At 66.1% G+C, this 20361-nt stretch carries 17 protein-coding genes; 4 read left to right on the top strand and 13 right to left on the bottom strand.

Going from position 1 to position 20361, the window contains the following annotated elements; genetic code table 11:
* Positions 1 to 73: 73 nt before the first annotated feature.
* Complete coding sequence (locus GWK63_RS09140) at positions 74 to 1078, top strand: ribonucleotide-diphosphate reductase subunit beta (protein WP_040000053.1); 1005 nt, start codon at positions 74 to 76, stop codon at positions 1076 to 1078.
* 105 nt (positions 1079 to 1183) lie between these two features.
* On the opposite strand, the gene GWK63_RS09135 is transcribed toward GWK63_RS09140, so the two are convergent.
* Positions 1184 to 1978, bottom strand: coding sequence for a tRNA1(Val) (adenine(37)-N6)-methyltransferase (locus tag GWK63_RS09135; RefSeq protein ID WP_050800818.1), 795 nt, complete (start codon positions 1976 to 1978; stop codon positions 1184 to 1186).
* A 160-nt stretch (positions 1979 to 2138) separates the two neighbouring features.
* On the opposite strand from GWK63_RS09135, the gene GWK63_RS09130 reads away from it, so the two are divergent.
* Positions 2139 to 3143, top strand: coding sequence for a polyprenyl synthetase family protein (locus GWK63_RS09130; protein ID WP_007400399.1), 1005 nt, complete (start codon positions 2139 to 2141; stop codon positions 3141 to 3143).
* A 146-nt stretch (positions 3144 to 3289) separates the two neighbouring features.
* Here the strand turns inward: GWK63_RS09130 and GWK63_RS09125 are convergent, their stop codons facing one another.
* Together GWK63_RS09125 and GWK63_RS09120 are read right to left on the bottom strand one after the other, a co-directional pair.
* On the bottom strand, positions 3290 to 4129 hold the full coding sequence (locus GWK63_RS09125) for a glutamate racemase (RefSeq protein ID WP_007400400.1): 840 nt from the start codon (positions 4127 to 4129) through the stop codon (positions 3290 to 3292).
* A 15-nt stretch (positions 4130 to 4144) separates the two neighbouring features.
* Positions 4145 to 4906, bottom strand: a complete 762-nt coding sequence (locus tag GWK63_RS09120; RefSeq protein WP_034933703.1) for an orotate phosphoribosyltransferase — start codon at positions 4904 to 4906, stop codon at positions 4145 to 4147.
* A gap of 229 nt (positions 4907 to 5135) precedes the next feature.
* Between GWK63_RS09120 and GWK63_RS09115 the strand changes: the two genes are divergently transcribed.
* Positions 5136 to 5390: a hypothetical protein gene (locus tag GWK63_RS09115; RefSeq protein WP_007400402.1), complete on the top strand. Its 255-nt coding sequence runs from the start codon at positions 5136 to 5138 to the stop codon at positions 5388 to 5390.
* Between the two features lie 161 nt (positions 5391 to 5551).
* On the opposite strand, the gene gltA is transcribed toward GWK63_RS09115, so the two are convergent.
* The 4 genes from gltA to GWK63_RS09095 form a co-directional block, all read right to left on the bottom strand.
* On the bottom strand, positions 5552 to 6850 hold the full coding sequence (gltA, locus tag GWK63_RS09110) for a citrate synthase (RefSeq protein ID WP_007400403.1): 1299 nt from the start codon (positions 6848 to 6850) through the stop codon (positions 5552 to 5554).
* Positions 6851 to 7074: 224 nt separating this feature from the next.
* Positions 7075 to 7617 carry a SixA phosphatase family protein gene (locus tag GWK63_RS09105; RefSeq protein ID WP_007400404.1) on the bottom strand — a complete coding sequence of 181 codons (543 nt, stop codon included), beginning with the start codon at positions 7615 to 7617 and terminating at the stop codon, positions 7075 to 7077.
* An 8-nt stretch (positions 7618 to 7625) separates the two neighbouring features.
* On the bottom strand, positions 7626 to 7943 hold the full coding sequence (locus GWK63_RS09100) for a chorismate mutase (RefSeq protein WP_007400405.1): 318 nt from the start codon (positions 7941 to 7943) through the stop codon (positions 7626 to 7628).
* Between the two features lie 42 nt (positions 7944 to 7985).
* Entirely contained in the window at positions 7986 to 8762 is a 777-nt protein-coding gene (locus GWK63_RS09095) for a metallophosphoesterase (protein ID WP_007400406.1), read from the bottom strand.
* 562 nt (positions 8763 to 9324) lie between these two features.
* On the opposite strand from GWK63_RS09095, the gene GWK63_RS09090 reads away from it, so the two are divergent.
* The gene (locus GWK63_RS09090; protein ID WP_007400410.1) at positions 9325 to 10842 is read left to right on the top strand and encodes an acetyl-CoA hydrolase/transferase family protein; all 1518 of its coding nucleotides are present in this window, start codon (positions 9325 to 9327) and stop codon (positions 10840 to 10842) included.
* 149 nt (positions 10843 to 10991) lie between these two features.
* Here GWK63_RS09090 and GWK63_RS09085 read toward each other — a convergent pair whose 3' ends face one another.
* The 6 genes from GWK63_RS09085 to miaB form a co-directional block, all read right to left on the bottom strand.
* Entirely contained in the window at positions 10992 to 15527 is a 4536-nt protein-coding gene (locus tag GWK63_RS09085) for an AAA family ATPase (RefSeq protein ID WP_007400411.1), read from the bottom strand.
* 16 nt (positions 15528 to 15543) lie between these two features.
* Complete coding sequence (locus tag GWK63_RS09080; RefSeq protein ID WP_040000045.1) at positions 15544 to 16170, bottom strand: thioredoxin domain-containing protein; 627 nt, start codon at positions 16168 to 16170, stop codon at positions 15544 to 15546.
* Positions 16171 to 16288: 118 nt separating this feature from the next.
* Entirely contained in the window at positions 16289 to 17233 is a 945-nt protein-coding gene (locus GWK63_RS09075) for a hemolysin family protein (protein ID WP_007400413.1), read from the bottom strand.
* Positions 17230 to 17742, bottom strand: coding sequence for an rRNA maturation RNase YbeY (ybeY, locus tag GWK63_RS09070; RefSeq protein ID WP_007400414.1), 513 nt, complete (start codon positions 17740 to 17742; stop codon positions 17230 to 17232). The genes GWK63_RS09075 and ybeY overlap by 4 nt, the downstream gene beginning before the upstream one ends.
* 52 nt (positions 17743 to 17794) lie before the next feature.
* The gene (locus GWK63_RS09065) at positions 17795 to 18853 is read right to left on the bottom strand and encodes a PhoH family protein (RefSeq protein ID WP_034933785.1); all 1059 of its coding nucleotides are present in this window, start codon (positions 18851 to 18853) and stop codon (positions 17795 to 17797) included.
* A 92-nt stretch (positions 18854 to 18945) separates the two neighbouring features.
* On the bottom strand, positions 18946 to 20259 hold the full coding sequence (miaB, locus tag GWK63_RS09060) for a tRNA (N6-isopentenyl adenosine(37)-C2)-methylthiotransferase MiaB (protein ID WP_407717637.1): 1314 nt from the start codon (positions 20257 to 20259) through the stop codon (positions 18946 to 18948).
* Positions 20260 to 20361: the final 102 nt, after the last annotated feature.

The following is a 20361-nucleotide window of genomic DNA, read 5'->3' as shown; positions in this document are numbered from 1 at the left end:
GGGAGATTCCGATCATGCTTCCGCTGCCGGGCCTGTGCTTGGCAGCGTCATTTCCGTACAGGACAGCACGGCCATGACCGATACAGCCGCCCCCGTCGCACAGCCCCCCATGGAACAGAGCCTGTTGACGGCCAATCCCGTCTACAAGCCGTTCCGCTATCCATGGGCCTATGATGCCTGGCTGACCCAGCAGCGCGTGCACTGGCTGCCTGAGGAAGTCCCGCTGGCCGATGATGTAAAGGACTGGCACCGCACCCTGACCGAAAGCGAGCGGCATCTGGTGACCCAGATCTTCCGCTTCTTCACCCAGTCGGATGTGGAGGTGAACAACTGCTACATGAAGCACTACAGCCAGGTGTTCAAACCGACTGAAGTGCTGATGATGCTCTCGGCTTTTTCCAATATCGAGACCATCCATATCGCGGCCTACAGTCATCTGCTCGACACTATCGGCATGCCCGAGACCGAGTATTCCGCTTTCCTCAAGTATAAGGAAATGAAGGATAAATATGACTACATGCAGCAGTTCTCGGTCAGTGACAACTACCAGATCGCCCGCACGCTGGCAGCCTTCGGCGCGTTTACCGAAGGGCTGCAGCTTTTCGCGTCCTTTGCCATCCTGCTGAACTTCCCCCGGCACAACAAGCTCAAGGGCATGGGGCAGATCGTGTCGTGGTCGGTGCGGGACGAATCGCTGCACTGTGATTCGATGGCCCGCCTGTTCCGCGTGTTCGTGCAGGAAAACCCCGAAATCTGGACCGATACCCTGCGCGATGACATCCGCCAGATCTGCCGCGACATTGTCGAGCACGAGGATGCCTTCATCGACCTGTCCTTCGAGATGGGTGCTGTGGAAGGGCTGGATGCCGGACAGGTCAAGCGCTACATCCGCTTCGTGGCCAACCGCCGTCTGGGCCAGCTGGGGCTGGACGGGATCTATGACATCGCCACCAACCCGCTGCCGTGGGTGGATGAGATGGTCAATGCGGTCGAGCACGCCAATTTCTTTGAAAACCGGGCAACCGAATACAGCCGTGCCTCCACTACGGGCACATGGGATGAAGCTTTCGGCGACTGAATGACAGGGGAATAAAAGGCTTTGGGCGCCGCCTTTTTTCAACAGGGCGGCGTTTCCTGACGCTTTTTGAAAAAAGCGTCACCAAAAACTTTTTCCCGTTGTTTTTCAGGCACGAAGCGCTGCACCATCCTCCAACACCGCACGCGCGGCGGGGGTGAAGCGGCCATCCGTTTCATGCAGGATCAGGCCGGGCAGCATTTCGCTGCCCGCGCGCGTGTTGGCGCGTCCCTGTACCAGAACGATGCGCGCGGCCTGCCCGGTCCGGGGCCAGAACGGGAAAATCCTTATGCCACCCAGTCGCGCGGCCTCCATGGCGCTGATGCCTGTCGCCAGCAGGGCAGCGGGCAGGGCCAGCGTCAGCGTGCCATGATGGCGCAGCTGGGCCGCCAGCACGCGCGTCCACTCGCGCAGGGCACCGTCGGGCAGGCGGTGGGCCAGGTCACGCTGCCTGTGGGGCGAAGGCGTGGAATCGTGCCCGTGCCAGGGCGGGTTGGCAAAGGCGTGGTCGATCCGGCGCGTGCCGGGGCCGGACAGCAGCGGGTCATCGGGCAGGGCCGGCAGGGTGGCGGCGCGGGCCCGCAGGCCGTCGCGCGCATTGATCTGGAAATTATGGGCGGCAAGGCGGCCGGTGGCGGGGTCATGCTCCAGCCCGATTCCGGTCAGGTGTGGCACCCGATTCGCAAGGCAGAGCAGTCCGGCACCCGCGCCGCATCCGGCTTCCAACACCACCTGTCCGGGGCGTGCGGGCACAAAAGCAGCCATCAGGACCGGTTCCAATCCAGTCCGGTTTCCGGTCGGAAACTGGCGATAGAGCACCTTTCCTCCCAGCAGGGTGCCGGTTGTGACCGGGCCGCCATCCGTGGGTGGGGGGGGGAGTACCCGCGCTGTCGCACACCCCATGCCTGCGTGCTCCGGCTTGACCGTTATTCCAGCGCCGCCCATATACTCGTATCCATGTTGATACATTCGGAACCGGGAGAGTAACCTTTTGGCCCTAGCAGTTAGTCTGCCGGAATCCGACCAAACGGCAAGTCAGAAAGACAGAGGGGCTCGCCGCCCGATGGCAGATGGATCAGAAGTCGCCCTGCGCGATCTGGCGGAATATCTCGCGGATGACATGGCGGCGTGCAACCGCGCCATTGTCGAGCGGATGGACAGCCCCGTCGCACTCATTCCCCAGCTTGCGGCCCATCTGGTGGCCGCCGGTGGCAAGCGGCTGCGTCCGCTGCTGACACTGGCCTCCGCCCGGCTGTGCGGCTACCAGCCGGATGCCACGCACCAGCGCCATGTGGGGCTTGCGGCGTGTGTGGAGTTCATCCACACCGCAACCCTGCTGCATGATGACGTGGTGGATGAAAGTTCCCTGCGCCGTGGCATGGCCAGCGCGAATGCGGTGTTCGGCAACAAGGCATCGGTACTGGTGGGGGACTTCCTGTTCGCCCGGTCGTTCCAGCTCATGACGGATGATGGCTCGCTCAAGGTCATGAATATCCTCTCATCCGCTTCCGCCACCATCGCGGAAGGGGAAGTGCTGCAGATGTCCACGCAGAATGACCTTTCCACGCGCATTGATCAGTATCTGGAAGTGATTCATGGCAAAACTGCGGCGCTCTTCGCTGCTGCCTGCCGTGTGGGCGCGGTGGTGGCCGAACGGGACGAAACGGTGGAACGCGCCCTTGAATCCTACGGCACCAACCTTGGCATGGCCTTCCAGCTGGTGGATGACGCGCTGGATTACGCCGCTGACCAGGCCCGTCTGGGCAAGACGGTCGGCGATGACTTCCGCGAAGGCAAGATCACCCTGCCGGTGCTGGCCGCCTATGCGGCGGGATCGGAAGAGGACCGTGCATTCTGGCAGCGCGTGATCGAACGCAGCGAGCAGCAGCCCGAGGATCTGGATCACGCCCTGCAGCTGATTGCCCGCACGGATGCCATCCGCATTACCCTGGACCGGGCCACTGAATACGCCGATGCCGCGCGGGAAGCCCTGTCCATCTTCCCGCCCGGCCACCTGCGCCAGCTGTTGCAGGATACGGCCAGCTACACCGTCAGCCGCCTGCGCTAGCGCGGGGGCTGGCGTTATCCGTCAGCCCTTAAAGGCTGTCTGGAACAACGCATTGATAAAGGAATAAAAGCTTTTGGGTGCCGCCTTTTTTCAAAAAGGCGGCGTTCTTTGCAGCTTTTTGAAAAAAGCTTCACCAGAAACTTCTTTCAGTTTCCTATCGGGTGTGCGGCAGTGTTCTCCCCTGCCGTGAACACGGACAGGGCATCCGCCCCATAGCCCAGCCGGCCCAGGCCGGGCAGCAGGGCAGGGAAGTCGGGCGGCAATGCGGTAAAACAGACCCGTTCCCCCCCCGTGGCGCATGGTATGGCAGGTGCCTGCTCCGTCAGCACCCGTGCGGCCTGTCGTGCCACGGCGGGCGCAGGGTCCAGCCACGTTACGCCGGCTGGCCCGCTTTCGCGCAGGGCATCAAGGAGAAAGGTGTAGTGCGTGCAGCCAATGCCCACCACATCAATTGCCGCGCCGCCGGGTTGGCCGAACAGCCCGTCAAGCTCGATGGCAAGCTGCGTGCGGTCGGGGGGCAGGCCACGGAAGGCACGTTCCGCCATATCCGCAAGCCCGCGCGCGCCATGGGCCAGCAGGGTGCAGCGCGGGGCGAAGCGGGCGTGCAGGTCCTGCAGATAGGGCCTGCGCACCGTGGCGCGCGTGGCCAGCAGGCCGATGGTGCCGGTGCGGGTATGGTCCGCCGCCCATTTGATGGGGGGCACGCAGCCGACAAAGGGTATGCCATAAGTCGCGCGCAGGCTGTCCAGCGCCAGGGTGCTGGCGGTGTTGCAGGCAATGACCACAACGCTGGGCCGCAGGCGGGCAATGGCCTGGCCCAGCAGGGTGACGATCCGGTGCCGCAGCAGGGCATCGGGCTGCTCGCCATAGGGATAGACGGCGGTGTCTGCCAGATAGTCGATCGGTACACCGGGCAGCAGGGCACGAAGCTGGGCTACGACCCCCAGCCCGCCAATACCGGAATCGAAGGCAAGGATACGCGCCATCAACCGGCCTGCCGGTCAGGCCCCGGCGTCTCGTCTGGTTTTAAGTGCCAGGGCTTCCTCGGCACTGCCCACGCCGCCATGCTTTGCCGACCAGGCACAGGGATCTTCAAGGAAGCGGCGGACCTCGGCGGCGTCCTTTTCCGCGAAATAGGGCTTGCCCGCGCAGGCTTCCAGTACATCCCACCAGGTGCACAGCGCATGCAGGCTTATGTTCATGTCCGCCAGCGTGCGGTAGGCACCGGGGAACACGCCGTAGAAGAACACGACAAACGTGTGGTCCACGATCGCACCCGCGTTGCGCAGCGCGTTGGCGAACTGCACCTTGGACGAGCCATCGGTGGTCAGGTCCTCCACCAGCAGGGTGCGCATGCCTTCGGGCACATCGCCCTCGATCTGGGCATTGCGGCCAAAGCCCTTGGGCTTCTTGCGCACATAGGCCATGGGCGCCATCATGCGGTCGGCAATCCAGGCGGCGAACGGGATGCCCGCCGTCTCGCCGCCCACAACGGCGTCAATGCTTTCATAACCTACGTGGCGGCCGATCTTTTCCACCGCCAGTTCCATGATCTTCTGCCGCGCGCGGGGGAAGAAGATGATGCGGCGGCAATCGATGTAGACCGGGGATTTCCAGCCCGAGGTCAGGGTATAGGGATCATCGGGGCGGAAGTTGACAGCCTTGATTTCCAGCAGCAGGCGTGCCGTCATCAATGCGGCATCGCGGTCCCATGCGGTTGACCCTGTTGAAAGTCCGGCCCCGTTCCCCGTGGCGTCGTGCATACCCTATCTCCGGCCCAATAATGTCTACTGTCGTGAATGACTGCACAGACGATTAACCGCAACAGAGCCGAAAATCCATCTGTCTACGTCGGCCCGCCGCCGGAATTGCCAAAAAAAAGCCGGTATCGGAAATATAACGTGACCCGTTCAGCAGAGTGTGAGGCCACGCCTCCCTTGCCCCCACGGGGTATTCGCTCTAATATGCCAATACTGATAATCATTCTCACTAATGGATCATCGCATCGTGTCTGTTGAAAACAGTCGCATCCCTCGCAAGTGCGAGCGTGCCGTAATCACCGCCTACCAGGAACTGCGTGGCGTCGGGACCAGCGATGTGTCGGCCTTTCACGCCTGCACCACCCTGTATCGTATCCACCATCCCGAATCCTCGCTTAACGAGGCGCGGCGGCTGGTGTCGGAATGGATCGACCATCATGTCATCCAGCGGCGTCCCGGCCCCACTAACGGCTGCGAGTGCGACTGACCCGGCAGGGCCTTGCCGAAAAACCACCCTGAACAGGAAAAGGGGCAGGTCGCGGGTGCGGCCTGCCCCTTTTTATGTCTGTCCCGTTACGGGCCGTTACGCCCGGCACGGGTCCCGCCACCCGGCCGCGCGGTGCCGCCGGGTGGGGGTGCTGTCGTTATTCAGCCACGCTTGTCAAATGGCGTGAAGTCCCGCTGCGGGGAGCCGGTGTAAAGCTGGCGCGGGCGGCCGATGCGCTGTCCCGGCTCCTCGATCATTTCCTTCCACTGGCTGATCCAGCCGGTGGTACGGGCCACGGCAAACAGCACGGTGAACATGCTGGTGGGAATGCCCATGGCCTTGAGGATGATGCCCGAATAGAAATCGACATTCGGGTACAGGCTGCGCTTGACGAAATATTCATCGTGGATGGCGATCTTTTCCAGCTCGATCGCAAGGTCAAGCAGCGGATCGTCCTTGATCCCCAGTTCCCCCAGCACTTCATGGCAGGTGGCCTGCATGATCTTGGCGCGCGGGTCGAAGTTCTTGTACACCCGGTGGCCAAAGCCCATCAGGCGCACGCCGCTGTTCTTGTCCTTCACCTTGGCGATGAATTCGGGAATGTTGTCCTTGTGCCCGATCTCGGCCAGCATTTTCAGCACGGCCTCGTTGGCGCCACCATGGGCGGGACCCCACAGGGCCGCGATGCCTGCGGAAATGCAGGCGAACGGATTGGCGCCGGTCGAGCCCGCCAGCCGCACGGTGGAGGTGGAGGCATTCTGCTCGTGGTCGGCATGCAGGATCAGGATGCGGTCCATGGCGCGCGCCAGCACCGGATTGACCTTGTACGGCTCGCTGGGCACCGCGAACATCATGGACAGGAAGTTTTCCGCATAGGACAGGTCGTTGCGCGGATACACGAAGGTCTCGCCCTGGGTGTATTTGTAGGCCCATGCCGCGATGGTCGGGATCTTGGCGATGATGCGCAGCGCTGACTGGTAGCGCGTGGCGGCGTTCGAGACATCCAGCCCTTCGTGATAGAAGGAGGACAGCGCGCCCACCGTGCCGCACAGGATGGCCATGGGATGGGCATCACGGCGGAAACCGTTGAAGAAGTTGCGGATCTGCTCATGCAGCAGCGTGTGGTGCTTGATGGAGTTTACGAACGTGTCGTATTCCGCCTTTGCGGGCAGTTCGCCATTGAGCAGCAGATAGGCCACCTCCATGAAGGTCGCCTGTTCGGCCAGCTGCGCGATGGGGTAGCCGCGATGCAGCAGGATGCCCTTTTCACCGTCGATGAAGGTGATCTTGCTGGAGCATGAAGCCGTTTCGCCATAACCGGGATCATAGGTAAAGACCCCGGCCTGTGCCGGCAGCTTGCGGATGTCAACAACATCCGGGCCAAGCGTGCCCGACAGCACGGGCAGGGCAACATCCTTGCCATTCAGCGAGATTGTGGCGGTTTTCTCGGACTCGCTCATCTACAACACTCCTCTTGGGTGCCCCCGCTGCGTGCCCGTTGGCACGGGGCGGCACGTGTCTCCAACCTCCGGGCGGTCTGCCGTTCGTGCGGCAGTTTGTCAGTGTGCCCAAATTTTTTTACCCGGCTGCCGCTCAGGGCGCGGCTGGCATCGGGCCTCGGGACAGACGATAGGAACGAAACCCCTGCCGTGGCAATCCACCCAGCCCGCCCCGGGCAATGACATTATTGGCAATACAGGTCCCGCAGGTGAATTTCGCCATCCGTGGCGGTATTCCACGGTTTCTGTGTGCCCAGACAGGCAATCGAGGCGGGGGGAAAGCCCTGTTGCAGCGCTGGCTCCAGTGCCGCCGGGCACCGCCCGGCAGCCCAGTGCAGGACCAGTGCATACAGGCCGGGGTTATGGCCTAATATCATGATATTGCTGCATTTATCTGGAACTTCGTACAGCATGTCCCGAATGGTTGCGGGCAGTGCGTCGTACAATGCGTTCACATGTCGGATATCAGGTTGCCGATCGCCATAAAATGATCCGATCGCCTCCAGCGTCTGCACCGTGCGCAGTGCGGGACTGACCAGCACCAGGTCGGGTGCGAAGTGGCGCGCCCGCAGCCATGCCCCGCAGCGCGCGGCCATGTGCTGCCCATGGAGGGTCAGGGGGCGGCGCATGTCGGCATCCTGGCCCATCTCGCCAAACGGGGCAGGGGCGGCCTGGGCATGGCGCATCAGCACCATCTGGCGCGCGGGCAGGGCTTTCGGGTCGGTCATGGGCGGGTTCAGCCTTCCTTACCCGCGGCTATGGCCTCGTGGTGGCGGATCACTTCACGGATGATGAAGGCAAGGAATTTTTCCGCGAAATCCGGATCAAGCCGGGCGGTGGCGGCAAGCTGGCGCAGGCGGGCGACCTGCCGGGCCTCACGCGCGGGGTCGGCGGGGGGCATGTCGTTGGCGGCCTTGAGCCGGCCCACGGCCTGCGTGTGGCGGAAGCGCTCGGCCAGCATGTAGATCAGGGCCGCATCGATATTGTCGATGCTGCGGCGCAGGTCCTCAAGTTTCTGCTGCGCTGCCTCATGCCGGGCCTGGGTGCTGTTCATCGGTGTCGGTTTTCCTTTGCAAGATCGGATAAGGGGCTGGGTTTACAGGAGTGGCGGCAGGTCGATCCATGCCAGGTGGCCACCCTTGCCCGCCCCCGTATCGGTAAAGATGGCGCGGCCCCCCATGCGCCCGTGGCGGACCCATGGCCGCCCGTCGGTCGAACGGCGGTCATGCCCGCAATAGACCGTATAGCCCGCGGGAATATGGTCCACCCAGTTCAGCCTGCGCTCGGGGTAGCCATCCTTCTGCATCCGGCCCGTGGTCTCGCCAAACAGCGCGCGCGAAAGCAGGGGCGTGACCGTGCCCAGTCCCGGCGGTGGCGCCTCGCCCAGCATGCGGACATGAAAGCCCCCATGCACGAACACGGATCGCCCGATCACGATCCAGGCGGGGGCCAGGGCCAGATCGGCCAGGGCGCGCTGGTGCACGTCGGCATTTTCCTCGGCCATGAACTGGGCCAGCGTTTCCATGAGCGGGGGATCACGGCGCATCTTGCGGCCCTGCAGCGCACGGGCCAGCTTGCGGTCATGATTGCCCAGGATGAACAGGCCGCGCCGCTCGTCGATCAGCTGCTGCATGAGCCGGAACGCCCCCGCGCTGTCCGGCCCGTAATCAATCAGGTCGCCCAGCTGTATGACAAAACGGTCCGTGGCCGCCGCGTGGCGGAAGGCATGCAGGTCCCCATGCACATCGCCCACCACGCGCAGCTTCCTGCCCGCCAGCAGGTCCGCCAGCGGGTGCGCGGGCGTGATCAGGGGGGCGCGCGGCGGCGCACCCTCGCGCGCCGTGGGGGACGCGGTCGCGCCATCATGCGCCATGACGGGACGGGGAGAGGGAAATCGACGTCTCAAACGAAAATCCTCTCCTGTTGCTGCTGGCCGTGCCGTGTGCGCCGCTGCCCCTTGGCTGGGTCTGGTTTCCTATTATTCACAACATTGGCCGCCATGCACTAGGGGTATGGGCAAGAATGTAGCCCGGATGCCACAAAACGGTTGCATCCGGGGAACGACATTGTACAGGGGCGGCGCGCATGTTGCCAAAAATACATACCTAAAATACCCCGCGCACATGACCGGGACACGATGGAGCAAACGTGAAAGCATGAAGCGGAGTCAGGCCCGGGTGTCACACTCTTTTGTTGTGACGTAACCGGCGGGAGGGAGAACAGATGATGGCGTCATGCTGAAGTGGAACGCACGGTCGCGGCAAGGGGTGCAACGGGAATACCCACATCCGGCGCCGGGATGCGGGCAGGGCGGGCCGGTCCGGTTCATGATAGGGGAGACGTGCCCCGCCCGGGCGGCAGCGGCCAAGGCATACGACATATCCGGCGCAGGCTACGCCGGCTGGACATAACGATAAGAGTTTGAGGGAAAGTTCATGATCGACCACACCCGAATCCGGAATGCGGCGCTCCGGGCCAAGATCACCACCGCCGAGCAGGCGGCGTCCCTTGTCCGCCCCGGCAGCACGGTCGGCACCAGCGGCTTTACGGGCGCAGGCTATCCCAAGGCGGTGCCGCAGGCGCTGGCGGCGCTGATGGAGCGCGAGCATGCCAAGGGGAATGATTACCGCATCCGGCTGCTGACCGGGGCCTCCACCGGGCCGGAACTGGATGGCGCGCTGGCCAAGGTCAACGGCATCTCCTTCCGCATGCCCTATAATTCCGACCCCGGCCTGCGCGCGCGCATCAACAAGGGCGAGACGGAATACCTGGACATGCATCTCAGCCATGTCGCCCCCATGGCCTGGGCCGGATTCTTTGGCGAGATCGATACCGCCATCATCGAGGCCACCGCCATCCGCGAGGACGGCAGCATTGTCCCGTCCTCCTCCGTCGGCAATTCCAAGACATGGCTCGACACCGCCAGGCAGGTGATCATCGAGGTCAACAGCTGGCAGGACGCGGCACTCGAGGGCATGCACGACATCTGGTACGGCGCGGCCCTTCCCCCGCACCGCCAGCCCATCCCGCTGCTGCGCCCCGATGACCGCATTGGCGGCACGTCGCTCAAGGTGGACCCGGCCAAGATCGTGGCGATTGTCGAGACCGACGCGCCCGACCGCAACGCCCCGTTCTCCCCGCCCGACGAGACCGCGCGCGGCATTGCCGGCCACCTGATGGAATTCTTCCGCCATGAAGTGAAGATGGGCCGCCTGCCGCCCTCGCTCCTGCCGCTGCAGTCCGGTGTGGGCAACGTGGCCAACGCCGTGATGGGCGGGCTGGAGGAAGGCCCGTTCGATGACCTGACCGCCTATACGGAAGTCATTCAGGACGGCATGCTGGGCATGCTGGAAAGCGGCAAGATGCGGGTTGCCTCGGCCACCGCCTTCTCGCTCAGCCCGGAAGCCGCGGAATCGCTCAATTCCCGCATGCGTGAATTCCAGAAGAAGATCATCCTGCGCCCGCAGGACATCAGCAACCATCCCGGCCTGATCCGCCGCCTTGGCTGCATTGCCATGAACGGCCTGATCGAATCGGACATTTACGGCAACGTGAACTCCACCCAGATCATGGGTTCGAAAATCCAGAACGGCATTGGCGGTTCGGGCGATTTTGCGCGCAACGCCTATATTTCGGTGTTCATGACGCCGTCCACCGCCAAGGGTGGCAAGATTTCCGCCATCGTGCCCATGGCGTCCCATGTCGATCACATCACACAGGATTCGCAGGTGCTGGTGACCGAGCAGGGCCTGGCCGACCTGCGGGGCCTCTCGCCCAAGCAGCGTGCGGAAGTGATCATCGCCAACTGCGCCCATCCCGACTATCGACCCATGCTGCAGGATTACTACAGGCGCGCCCGTGCGGGTTCGTTTGGCCAGCAGTCCCCGCATCTGCTGACCGAAGCCCTGTCATGGCACCAGCGCTTCATCGAGACCGGCAGCATGATGCCGTAAAGGCAGGGGTATTCCTGTCCCAAAAGGCCCGTGGGCGCGCTGTGCCCACAGGGCCTGGATTATTGAAAAAGTCTCCGGGTGCCGCCTTTTTCCAAAAAGGCGGCAGTCCGTGAAGCATTCCGGACAAGCTTTACCAGAACGTCCCCCGCCTATCGGGCGGGTTCGCTGTCCACCATTTCGGTGGCGCGTTCCAGGTCAACCGACAGCACGCGGCTTACACCGCGTTCCTGCATGGTCACGCCATACAGCCGGTCCATATGCGCCATGGTCAGCTGATGGTGGGTGACAACAAGGAAACGCGTGCCCGCTTCGGCCACCATGTCACCCAGCAGCGCACAGAACCGGCCCACATTGGCATCATCCAGCGGGGCATCCACCTCGTCCAGCACGCAGACGGGGGCGGGATTGCAACGGAACACCGCAAAGATGAGCGATAGCGCCGTCAGTGCCTGCTCCCCACCCGAAAGCAGCGACAGCGTAGCCAGCTTCTTGCCCGGCGGCTGGGCATAGATTTCCAGCCCGGCCTGAAGCGGGTCGTCACTGCCCACCATGCCCAGATGCGCGCGGCCGCCATTGAACATGCGCGCGAACAGGGCCTGGAAATGCTGGTCAATGCGCGAGAACACGGCCATGAGCCGCTCCCGGCCCTCGCGGTTGAGCTGGCCAATCATGCCGCGCAGGCGGCTTATGGCGGATTGCAGTTCATCGCGTTCGTGCAGGATGGTGTCGATCTTGCCCGATGCGTCCTGTGCCTCGATCTCGGCACGCAGGTTGACTGGGCCAAGCTCTTCGCGCTGGCGCTCAAGGCGGCTGACCTTGCGGCGCAGGCTGGTTTCCGCCCCCACGCTCAGGTCGGTGGGTACCACGCCCGGCGGCGGTTCGGATTCCGCCACAAGCTGGGCCAGCAGGACCTGTGCCTGTTCGCGCCTGCCTTCGGCGCGCAGCAGGGCCTCGCGCGCCGCCGCCAGCGTTTCCTGTGCGGTGCCGCGGGCCTGCTGCAGTTCGGCCAGACGGTCCTGCGCCGCCTGTAGCGCCCGGGCCGCCGCATCATGCTGGCTGGCATGCTGTTCCAGCTCGGTGGCAATGGCATCGCGCCGCGCGCCCACCGCCACGGGCAGGGGGGCCGCCCGGTCATGTTCGGCCTGCGCATTGGCCAGCCGGGCCTGTGCGGCTTCGGCTTCCAGCCCTGCGGCTTCCACCCGGGCGGTCCACTGGGTCATGTCCTGGGCCGAGGCTTCAAAACGCTGGCGCAGGGCTGCCTCTTCGGCCTGAAGCTGGCTCAGGGCTTCGCGCTGTTCTTCTTTGCGGGCCTGCATGTCCTGCGCCTGCGCACGCAGGGCGGCCAGCGCATTTTCCAGTGCCGCGATGTCGGGCAGGGCGGCCAGATGGGTCCGTGCCTGCTCCTCCTCCGCCGCGGCGTGTTCAAGTGCCACGGTCAGGTCGGCCATGCGGGCGCGGCGTGTTTCAAGCTGCGTGCCGGTCTCGCGCATTTTCTGTTCAAGGGCCGCGCGGGTGGCGCGCGCCTGTTCCAGCCGGGTTGTGGTGGTTTCCACCGCTTCGCGCGCCTGCCGCAGGGCCTGCTCCGCCGCCGTGGCCAGACCTGCGGCCTGCGTAGCGGCTTCCTGCGCAAGGGCGGGGGCGGGCAGGCTGGCCAGATGGGCCTGCCGGGTGGCCAGTTCCGCGCCCAACGCATCGCGGTCGGTTTCCAGCCGGGCCAGTTCGGGCTGCATGGCGTGCAGGCGGGTTTCGGCCTCGTTATGGCTACCCTGGGTGGCGTGCAGCGCCTGGCGGGCCCGTTCCACTGCCGCTTCGGCCTGCTGGCGGGCGGTACGCAGGCGGCTTTCCCCGGCCACGGCCCGGGCCGCGTGCTGCTGTGCATCCTGCTGGGCCTGCGCCAGTCCGGCGGCGTCCGGCAGGGCGGCTTCGTGCGCGCGGGCGCGCTCCAGTGCCGATTCGGCCTCGGTTTGCGCGGCCAGTGCCGTCTCATGCCGTACGGACAGGGTATGGATCTGGGCCGCGATGGTGGCATGCTGGCGTGACAGCTCTGCTTCTTCCGTGCGGGCGGCCTGAAGCGCGTTTTCGGCGCTGACGCGGGTCTCGCGCGCCGTGTCCAGCCTGCTGGCCGCCTGCTGGCGGGTGGCGGTGGCGGCCCTTGCCGCCTCTTCCAGCGCCGGGATAGCGGCGCGGACCTGTTCCAGCTCCGCCCGCAGCTCACGCAGGCGGCCCAGCTGCTTCAGCCGCAGCGCGGCCCGTCCCGGCAGATTGGGGGCCTGCACATAGCCATCCCACCGCCACAACGCCCCTTCGCGCGTGACAAGGCACTGCCCCGGCGCAAGGGCGGCCTGAAGGCTGACCCCGTCCATGCCTTCGGGCAGCAGTCCCGCCGCCGCCAGCGCGCGTGACAGGGCGGGGGGCGCATCCATCAGGGTGGAAAGCGGGCTGATCCCCGCTGCCGGGAAGGGGGCGTGGGGAGCGGGCGGCAGGTCGTGCCATTCACGCGGGGCGGGGCCTTTTACCGCGGCTTCCAGCCCGTCGGACAGCACGACGGCCAGCGCGGTTTCAAGCCCTGTGGGCACATGCAGGCTTTCCGCCAGCGTTACGCCACCGGGGGTGGCCTGTTCCGTATCGCTATGCAGTGCGCGAGCCAGCCCGTCGGCTTCCGCCTCAAGGCCGGACAGGTGGGCGCGGGCCTGCGCCAGCTGGGCGGCGTGGGCTTCGTCCGCGCGTGTTGCGGCCATCAGGGCGGATTCGGCGCTTTCCATATCGGCGCGCGCGGTTTCCAGGGCCTCTTCCGCGGCAGTGCGCCGGGCTGTCAGGGCCTGCAATGCGGAATCGGGCACGGCCTGCGCGCGCAGCGTTTCCATGCCGGTGGCAAGGGTTTCCACTTCGTTTGCCGCGCGCGTCCGTGCGGCGCTGGCCGCCCGCAGGGCGTCCTCGGCCGCCAGCCGGGTGGCGCGGGCTTCCTTCAGGCGGGCATTGGCCTGTATTTCGGCCTGCGTGGCCTGTGCGCGGGTTTCCTCCGCAGTGGCCAGTTCGGTACGGATCGTGGCAAGGGCCGCATCCGCATCGTGCAGTACCTGTGCCAGACGTGCCCGCTCGGCCTCGGGCACAAGGGCGGCGCGGGCCTGTTCCACCCGTGCGGCCAGGCCGGTCACGTCGCGTTCCAGTGCGTCCAGCCGGGTCCGGATGGCGCCGGTATCCTGCGTGGCCTGTGCGTGTACCCGCGCACTTTCGGTGGCGGCATTGCGGGCCAGCCCGGCCTGGAGCACCGCGTCGGAATGGGCGCGGGTGGCGTCCTCACGCGCGGCCAGCGCGGCGGTCGCGGCGGCCCGGGCGGCGGTTATGCGGGTATCAAGGTCCGTGATCGCGGCCCCGGTCGGCATGTCGGCCTCAAGGGCTGCGATCTCGGCCGCCAGTTCGCCATGCCGGGCGGCAAGGCGGGCATGGGTGGCCGTGGCGGCTTCCAGCACCGTGCGGGCCTGCGTGGTCTGGAGCTGGGCCTCGCGCAATGTGGTGGTGGCCTGCTCCACGCGCGCGGCCAGATCGGCCATATCCGCCGCAAGCGTCGTGCGCTGTGTGTGCAGGCTGTCGCGCAGGGCGGGCAGGGCGGCCAGCCGTTCTGCCATCTGCGTGCGCTCGGCCTCAAGCTGCGTGAGCATGCGGGCGGCGTCCTCACGCCGGGCCAGGGCGGCCTGCTGCACGCCTTCGCATTCGGTCAGGCGGGTGCGGGCCACGGCCAGTGCGGATTCGGCGCTGGCCAGTTCATCGGCAATGGTTTCGGCACGGACCTTGAAGCGTTCAAGTGCCGTGCGGCGGGTATCGAGAACCTCACGCAGGCCCGGCAGGGTCTGGCTGATCTCGAAATCGGCGATGACCGCGCTCTCCGCCAGTTCCTCCGTTGCCTTCAGTTCGGTGCGCGCATGCTCAAGGGCGGCCTGGCTTTCGGCCACGCCCTTGTGCGCGCGGGCGTGCAGCAGGGCGAGGAGTGCGGTTTCCGCCTCCCGCAGTCCCTGTGAGAGTTCACGGTAGCGCCCCGCCTGCTCGGCCTGTTCGCGCAGGTCGCCCAGCCGGGCTTCCAGTTGCAGGCGCAGGTCTTCCGCCCGGGCCAGGTTGGCCTCGGTCGCGCGCAGTTTCAGTTCCGCCTCGTGCCTGCGGCCATGCAGGCCGGTAATGCCGGCGGCTTCCTCCAGAATCGTGCGGCGCTCTTCTGGCCGGGCATTGACCAGCGCGGATACACGCCCCTGGCTGACCATGGCGGACGAGCGCGCGCCCGATGCCAGGTCGGCAAACAGGGTCTGCACGTCGCGCCCGCGCGTGGTGCGTCCGTTGATGCGGTAGCCACTGCCGGCCCCCCGCTCCGCGCGCCTGCAGACCTGAAGCTCGTCCTGCCCCTGAAACGGGGCGGGGGCGACTTCGGCGGCCCCCTCCAGTGTCAGGGTTACGTCCGCCATGTTGCGGGCCGCGCGCGTGGTGGTGCCCGCGAAGATCAGGTCATCCATCTCACCGCCACGCAGGGAGCGGGCATTGGTCTCCCCCATCACCCAGCGCAGGGCTTCGACCACATTGGACTTGCCGCAGCCATTCGGCCCGACAATGCCGGTCAGGCCGGGCAGGATGTCAACGGATACCGGGTCGGCGAAGCTCTTGAAGCCTGCGATGCGCAGCCGGACGAAACGGGCGGTCATGTCGGGCGGGTTCCGGTCAGTTGCTGGCGGCCTCGACCTTCTTGGCGAATTCCGCGTAGGTCAGTTCCTGCGCCACCTGTTCCTTGTCATTGAAGCGGAAGGTGGGGGTGCCATCGATCTTGTACTGCGCCTGCGCGCGGTCTTCCTCGTCCATTATGGCGTGGCGCAGCGTATCGTCATGGATGGTCTGCTGGAACACGTCCGACGACATGCCGGCCAGCGCCGCCATCTTGCGGATTTCTTCCTGTGATTCCTCCGGCGTCTTGCCAAAGGCCCAGTGGTCCTGGCTGGACAGCAGGGCCAGCACGAACGGCTCATAGCGCTCGGGCGGCAGGCTGCGGGCCACCATGGAGGCGGTCAGCGCCACCTGGTCCAGCGGGAAGTCACGGAAGATGTAATAGACCTTGCCGGTATCGATCAGCCTGCTGCGCACTTCGGGAAAGATCTCGGCGGCAAAGCGCGCGCAATGCGTGCAGGTGAGCGAGAACCATTCCTCCACCCGCACCCTGGCCTGCGGGTTGCCGACCGCGCGGATGGACAGGCGCGGATCGGCGGCCTCCGCCATGGCCCTGCCGGAAAGCAGGCTGCCGCCGGTAATCAGTGCCGGGGCAAGGGCAAGCAGGGTGCGGCGTTTGATGGGCATCACGGTCACTCTCCGGTAAGGGCTGGGGCGGGGCCATGCGCCCCGGTCATGGCATGAGTTTAGAGAGGCGGAGGGCGGGCGTAAATCCACCCCCCGCATTGTGGTGGCAAACCCCGTGCTACGGACGGCCGGCCTGTACCGCGGGCGGCGGCTGCGGCCCCTCGCGCGGGGGCAGGCGCACGCGCACGCGGCGGATGTGGCGGGCATCCGAATCAAGGATGCGGAAGACCATGCCGCCTTCATGCGTCACGACCTCGCCGCGCGTGGGCACGTGGCCCGCCAGGCGGAAGACAAGCCCGCCCACGGTCTCGATCTCGGCCTCGCGCTCTTCGCGTGTCAGCACGGGGCCGACCTTTTCCTCAAACGCCGCGACGGGGGTGCGGGCGTCCACATCCAGCGTGCCGTCGGGGCGGTCGCGCATCATGTTCACAGTCGGCTCGTCATGCTCGTCCGAGATGTCGCCCACGATCGTCTCGATCAGGTCCTCGATGGTGACAAGCCCGTCAATGCCGCCATATTCGTCAATCACCAGGGCAAGATGGACATGGCGCTGGCGCATCTGCAGCAGCAGGTCCAGCACCGGCAGCTGCGGCGCGACCATAAGCGGCTGGCGCAGCAGCGGCTCCATGCGGAAGGCCTCCGACGTGCCGACATAGGCGATCAGGTCCTTTACGTGGATCATGCCGACGATATCATCCAGCTGCGCGCGGTAGACGGGCATGCGGGAATGGTTTTCCCGCCGCATCATGTCCAGTGCCTCGTCCAGGCTGATGTCGACCGGCATCGCCACGATATCGGCGCGCGGGATCATCACGTCATCGGCGGTGATGCCGCGCAGGCGCAGCACGTTGGCCAGCAGGGCGCGTTCCTGCCGGTCCAGTTCGGAAGAACCGGGTTCCCCCTCGCTCCCCGCCGCATCATCGGCTTCCTTGACCAGCGCGGCAATGGAATGGCGCAGTCCCTGTTCGGCGCGCCTGCGGCTGAACAGTGACAGGAAACCCTTGCCGCGCGACCCGGACGGAGGCTCGCCCCCCCCCGCGCCATCATTGACCGGCCGGCTCATGACCGTGTCCCCCGCGTGGTGGCCATGCGGCCCGCCTTCCACGGGTTGGCAAACCCGAGGGTCGACAGGATGCGGGCCTCCTCCATCTCCATCTCCCGCGCCTCGCCGGGGTGGTGGTGGTCGTACTGCGCCAGATGCAGCACGCCGTGTACCACCAGATGCGCCAGGTGGGCCGCCATGGAGCGGCCCGCCGCACGGGCCTCGCGCGCGAGCGTTTCAAACGCGATGATGATGTCACCACCCCACAGGCCACCCGGGGCGTGCGGGGCCGCGTATTCGAATGTCAGGACATTGGTGGGCCTGTTGCGCCCGCGATGCCGCCAGTTCATGTGCCGGACCGTGCGGTCATCGGCCAGCACGACCGTGACCGGCCCGTAACGGCCCGTGGCCGCCAGCGCGGCATCGACCGCGCGGGTGACAAGGTGGCGTGGCTGGCGGACGGCGCGGTTCCAGCGCCTGTCCGCCACGGTGATGTCGGGTCCGGCCGGCATGGCCGTGGGGGCGGGCATGCCGGCCCGGCCCGGTGCATCCGCGACCCCGCCCGTACGGGCGGGGCCAGTGCTACTTCGAGGTTTCATTGTTCTCCTGCTGCGACCGGGCGCGATGGGGGCGGTTCTGTGCCCCGGCGCGCTGGTCGTATGCCTCCACTATACGCGCCACCAGCGGGTGGCGCACCACGTCACGCGATTCAAATCGCATCATGCCGATCCCGGGCAGGCCGTCGAGTGTCTCGACCGCCTCCCGCAGGCCGGATGTCACGCCACGCGGCAGGTCGACCTGGCTCAGGTCGCCGGTAATGACCATGCGCGTGCCTTCCCCCATGCGGGTCAGGAACATCTTCATCTGGGCGGGGGTGGTGTTCTGCGCCTCGTCCAGAATGACAAAACAGTGCGCCAGCGTCCGCCCGCGCATGAAGGCCAGGGGTGCGACCTCGATCTCGCCCGTGCCCATGCGGCGGATCACCTGGTCACCCGGCATCATGTCATGCAGCGCATCATAAAGCGGGCGCAGGTAGGGATCGATCTTTTCCTTCATGTCACCGGGCAGGAAGCCCAGCCGCTCGCCTGCCTCCACCGCAGGGCGCGAGAGCACGATGCGGTCCACCTGTCCCGCCTGCAGCATGGCCACCGCCTGGGCCACGGCCAGATAGGTCTTGCCCGTGCCCGCGGGGCCAAGGCCGAACACCATTTCCTGCCGGGCCAGCATGTCCATGTACTGGCCCTGGCCGACCGAGCGCGGGGCAATGGGGCCACGCCGGGTCATGATGGTGGGCAGGTCCGCAAGCGACGGGCGCGGCGGGGCGACAGGTGTGCGGATGTCCTGCATTGTGGCCATGTCCCTTGCGGCTGCGGCGGGGGGGGCGGAGAAGGCATGTGCCGCCATGCGGATGGCGGTATCGACGGCGGCGGTATCCACCGCCTGGCCCGCGCGGGCGCGGCGGTAGAGTTCGGTCAGCGTGCCCTGTGTCAGGGCCACGCGCTGGGCGGCACCCGTAATGGCGATGCGGTTGCCACGGCATGCCAGCCGGACATCAAATCCACGTTCAAGATGCAGGAGATGACGGTCGTGATCCCCCACAAGCTGCGCCAGCAGCGCATTGTCCTCGAACTGCAGGGTCACGGTGCGGTCATTTGCCGCGGCCGTGCCATGGGGGGGAAGGCGCCTGCCGCCGCCACGGCGGGGGGCGTGGAGCGTGGATTGTGTCTGTTCTCTCAAGCCCTGTCTGTCTCCTCTGTCAGGACACCACCAAGGGAATTGGTGTATCTGTGGCGGATATCCACACTGGCGATACGGCCGATCAGGCTTTCCGGGCCTTCCACGTTCACGGCCTGCAACCATGGGCTCTTGCCGGAAATCTGTCCCGGCTTGCGCCCCCGCCCGGTAAACAGCACGGGGGTGCTGCGGCCTATGGTGGCATCGTTGAATTCATCCTGCTGCACGCGCAGCAGGGCCTGGAGTTCCTGCAGGCGGGCGTCCTTCGTGCTTTCCGCCACCTGCTGGCCCGCACCGGCCGCCGGTGTGCCGGGGCGGGGGGAATACTTGAAGGAATAGGCCTGCGCAAAGCCGATATCGCGGATCAGGCGCATGGTATCGGCAAAGTCGCCGTCCGTCTCACCGGGGTGGCCCACGATGAAATCCGATGAAAGGGCAAGGTCGGGCCGGGCCGTGCGCAGGCGGTCCACCAGCACGCGGTATTCATCGGCGGTATGCCCCCGGTTCATGGCCGCCAGCACCCGGTCGGAGCCGGACTGCACCGGCAGGTGCAAAAACGGCATGAGCTGCGGCAGGTCACGATGGGCCGCGATCAGGTCATCTTCCATGTCGCGCGGGTGGGATGTGGTGTAGCGGATGCGCGCGACCCCCACTTCATCGGCCAGCACGCGCGCAAGGCGTGCAAGGCCCCATGTGGCGCCGTCCGGCCCTTCACCGTGATAGGCGTTGACGTTCTGGCCCAGCAGCGTGATCTCGCGCGCGCCGGCGGCCACAAGCCGGCGGGCCTCGGCCAGCACGGCCACTGCCGGCCGGCTGCTTTCCGCCCCGCGCGTATAGGGCACGACACAGAAGGAACAGAACTTGTCACACCCTTCCTGTATGGTCAGGAAAGCGGCGCCACCAGCCGGGGCCGCGCGGTCGGCGGGCAGGAAGTCGAATTTCTGCTCAATGGGGAAATCGGTCTCGATCACCGCGCCGGCGGCACGCGCCGCGCGCGCCACCATCTCGGGCAGGCGGTGATAGGTCTGGGGGCCAAGCACGATATCGACATAGGGCGCGCGCGCCAGGATCTCGTGCCCTTCGGCCTGCGCCACGCATCCGGCCACCGCCAGCACCGTGCCCGCGCCGCGTTCGGCGCGCGCTTCCTTGACCTTGCGCAGGCGGCCCAGTTCGGAAAACACCTTTTCCGCCGCACGGTCGCGGATATGGCAGGTATTGAGGATGATCATGTCCGCGTCATCGGGCGTGCCGACCGCCCTGTAGCCCAGCGGGCGCAGCACGTCGGTCATCCGCTCGCTGTCATAAACGTTCATCTGGCAGCCCCACGTTATGACATGCAGCCCGCGCGTGGAAACGGTGCGGGTATGTGGCTGCGCCACGCCGGTGGGGGGAGGCAGGCTGTTCACGGGTCAGGT

The organism is Komagataeibacter rhaeticus (genome assembly GCF_011611525.1).
GTDB lineage: Bacteria > Pseudomonadota > Alphaproteobacteria > Acetobacterales > Acetobacteraceae > Komagataeibacter > Komagataeibacter rhaeticus.
The sequence above is the reverse complement of the archived record's forward strand: the minus strand, read 5'-3'. Positions and strand labels throughout refer to the sequence as shown.

What these genes read in the sequence shown, in the direction of transcription:
- GWK63_RS09140 (WP_040000053.1), top strand. Translation starts at nt 74, where the DNA reads ATGACCGATACAGCCGCCCCCGTCGCACAGCCCCCCATGGAACAGAGC.
- GWK63_RS09135 (WP_050800818.1), bottom strand. Translation starts at nt 1,978, where the DNA reads ATGGGGTGTGCGACAGCGCGGGTACTCCCCCCCCCACCCACGGATGGC.
- GWK63_RS09130 (WP_007400399.1), top strand. Translation starts at nt 2,139, where the DNA reads ATGGCAGATGGATCAGAAGTCGCCCTGCGCGATCTGGCGGAATATCTC.
- GWK63_RS09125 (WP_007400400.1), bottom strand. Translation starts at nt 4,129, where the DNA reads ATGGCGCGTATCCTTGCCTTCGATTCCGGTATTGGCGGGCTGGGGGTC.
- GWK63_RS09120 (WP_034933703.1), bottom strand. Translation starts at nt 4,906, where the DNA reads ATGCACGACGCCACGGGGAACGGGGCCGGACTTTCAACAGGGTCAACC.
- GWK63_RS09115 (WP_007400402.1), top strand. Translation starts at nt 5,136, where the DNA reads ATGGATCATCGCATCGTGTCTGTTGAAAACAGTCGCATCCCTCGCAAG.
- gltA (WP_007400403.1), bottom strand. Translation starts at nt 6,850, where the DNA reads ATGAGCGAGTCCGAGAAAACCGCCACAATCTCGCTGAATGGCAAGGAT.
- GWK63_RS09105 (WP_007400404.1), bottom strand. Translation starts at nt 7,617, where the DNA reads ATGACCGACCCGAAAGCCCTGCCCGCGCGCCAGATGGTGCTGATGCGC.
- GWK63_RS09100 (WP_007400405.1), bottom strand. Translation starts at nt 7,943, where the DNA reads ATGAACAGCACCCAGGCCCGGCATGAGGCAGCGCAGCAGAAACTTGAG.
- GWK63_RS09095 (WP_007400406.1), bottom strand. Translation starts at nt 8,762, where the DNA reads ATGGCGCATGATGGCGCGACCGCGTCCCCCACGGCGCGCGAGGGTGCG.
- GWK63_RS09090 (WP_007400410.1), top strand. Translation starts at nt 9,325, where the DNA reads ATGATCGACCACACCCGAATCCGGAATGCGGCGCTCCGGGCCAAGATC.
- GWK63_RS09085 (WP_007400411.1), bottom strand. Translation starts at nt 15,527, where the DNA reads ATGACCGCCCGTTTCGTCCGGCTGCGCATCGCAGGCTTCAAGAGCTTC.
- GWK63_RS09080 (WP_040000045.1), bottom strand. Translation starts at nt 16,170, where the DNA reads ATGCCCATCAAACGCCGCACCCTGCTTGCCCTTGCCCCGGCACTGATT.
- GWK63_RS09075 (WP_007400413.1), bottom strand. Translation starts at nt 17,233, where the DNA reads ATGAGCCGGCCGGTCAATGATGGCGCGGGGGGGGGCGAGCCTCCGTCC.
- ybeY (WP_007400414.1), bottom strand. Translation starts at nt 17,742, where the DNA reads ATGCCCGCCCCCACGGCCATGCCGGCCGGACCCGACATCACCGTGGCG.
- miaB (WP_407717637.1), bottom strand. Translation starts at nt 20,259, where the DNA reads ATGAACGTTTATGACAGCGAGCGGATGACCGACGTGCTGCGCCCGCTG.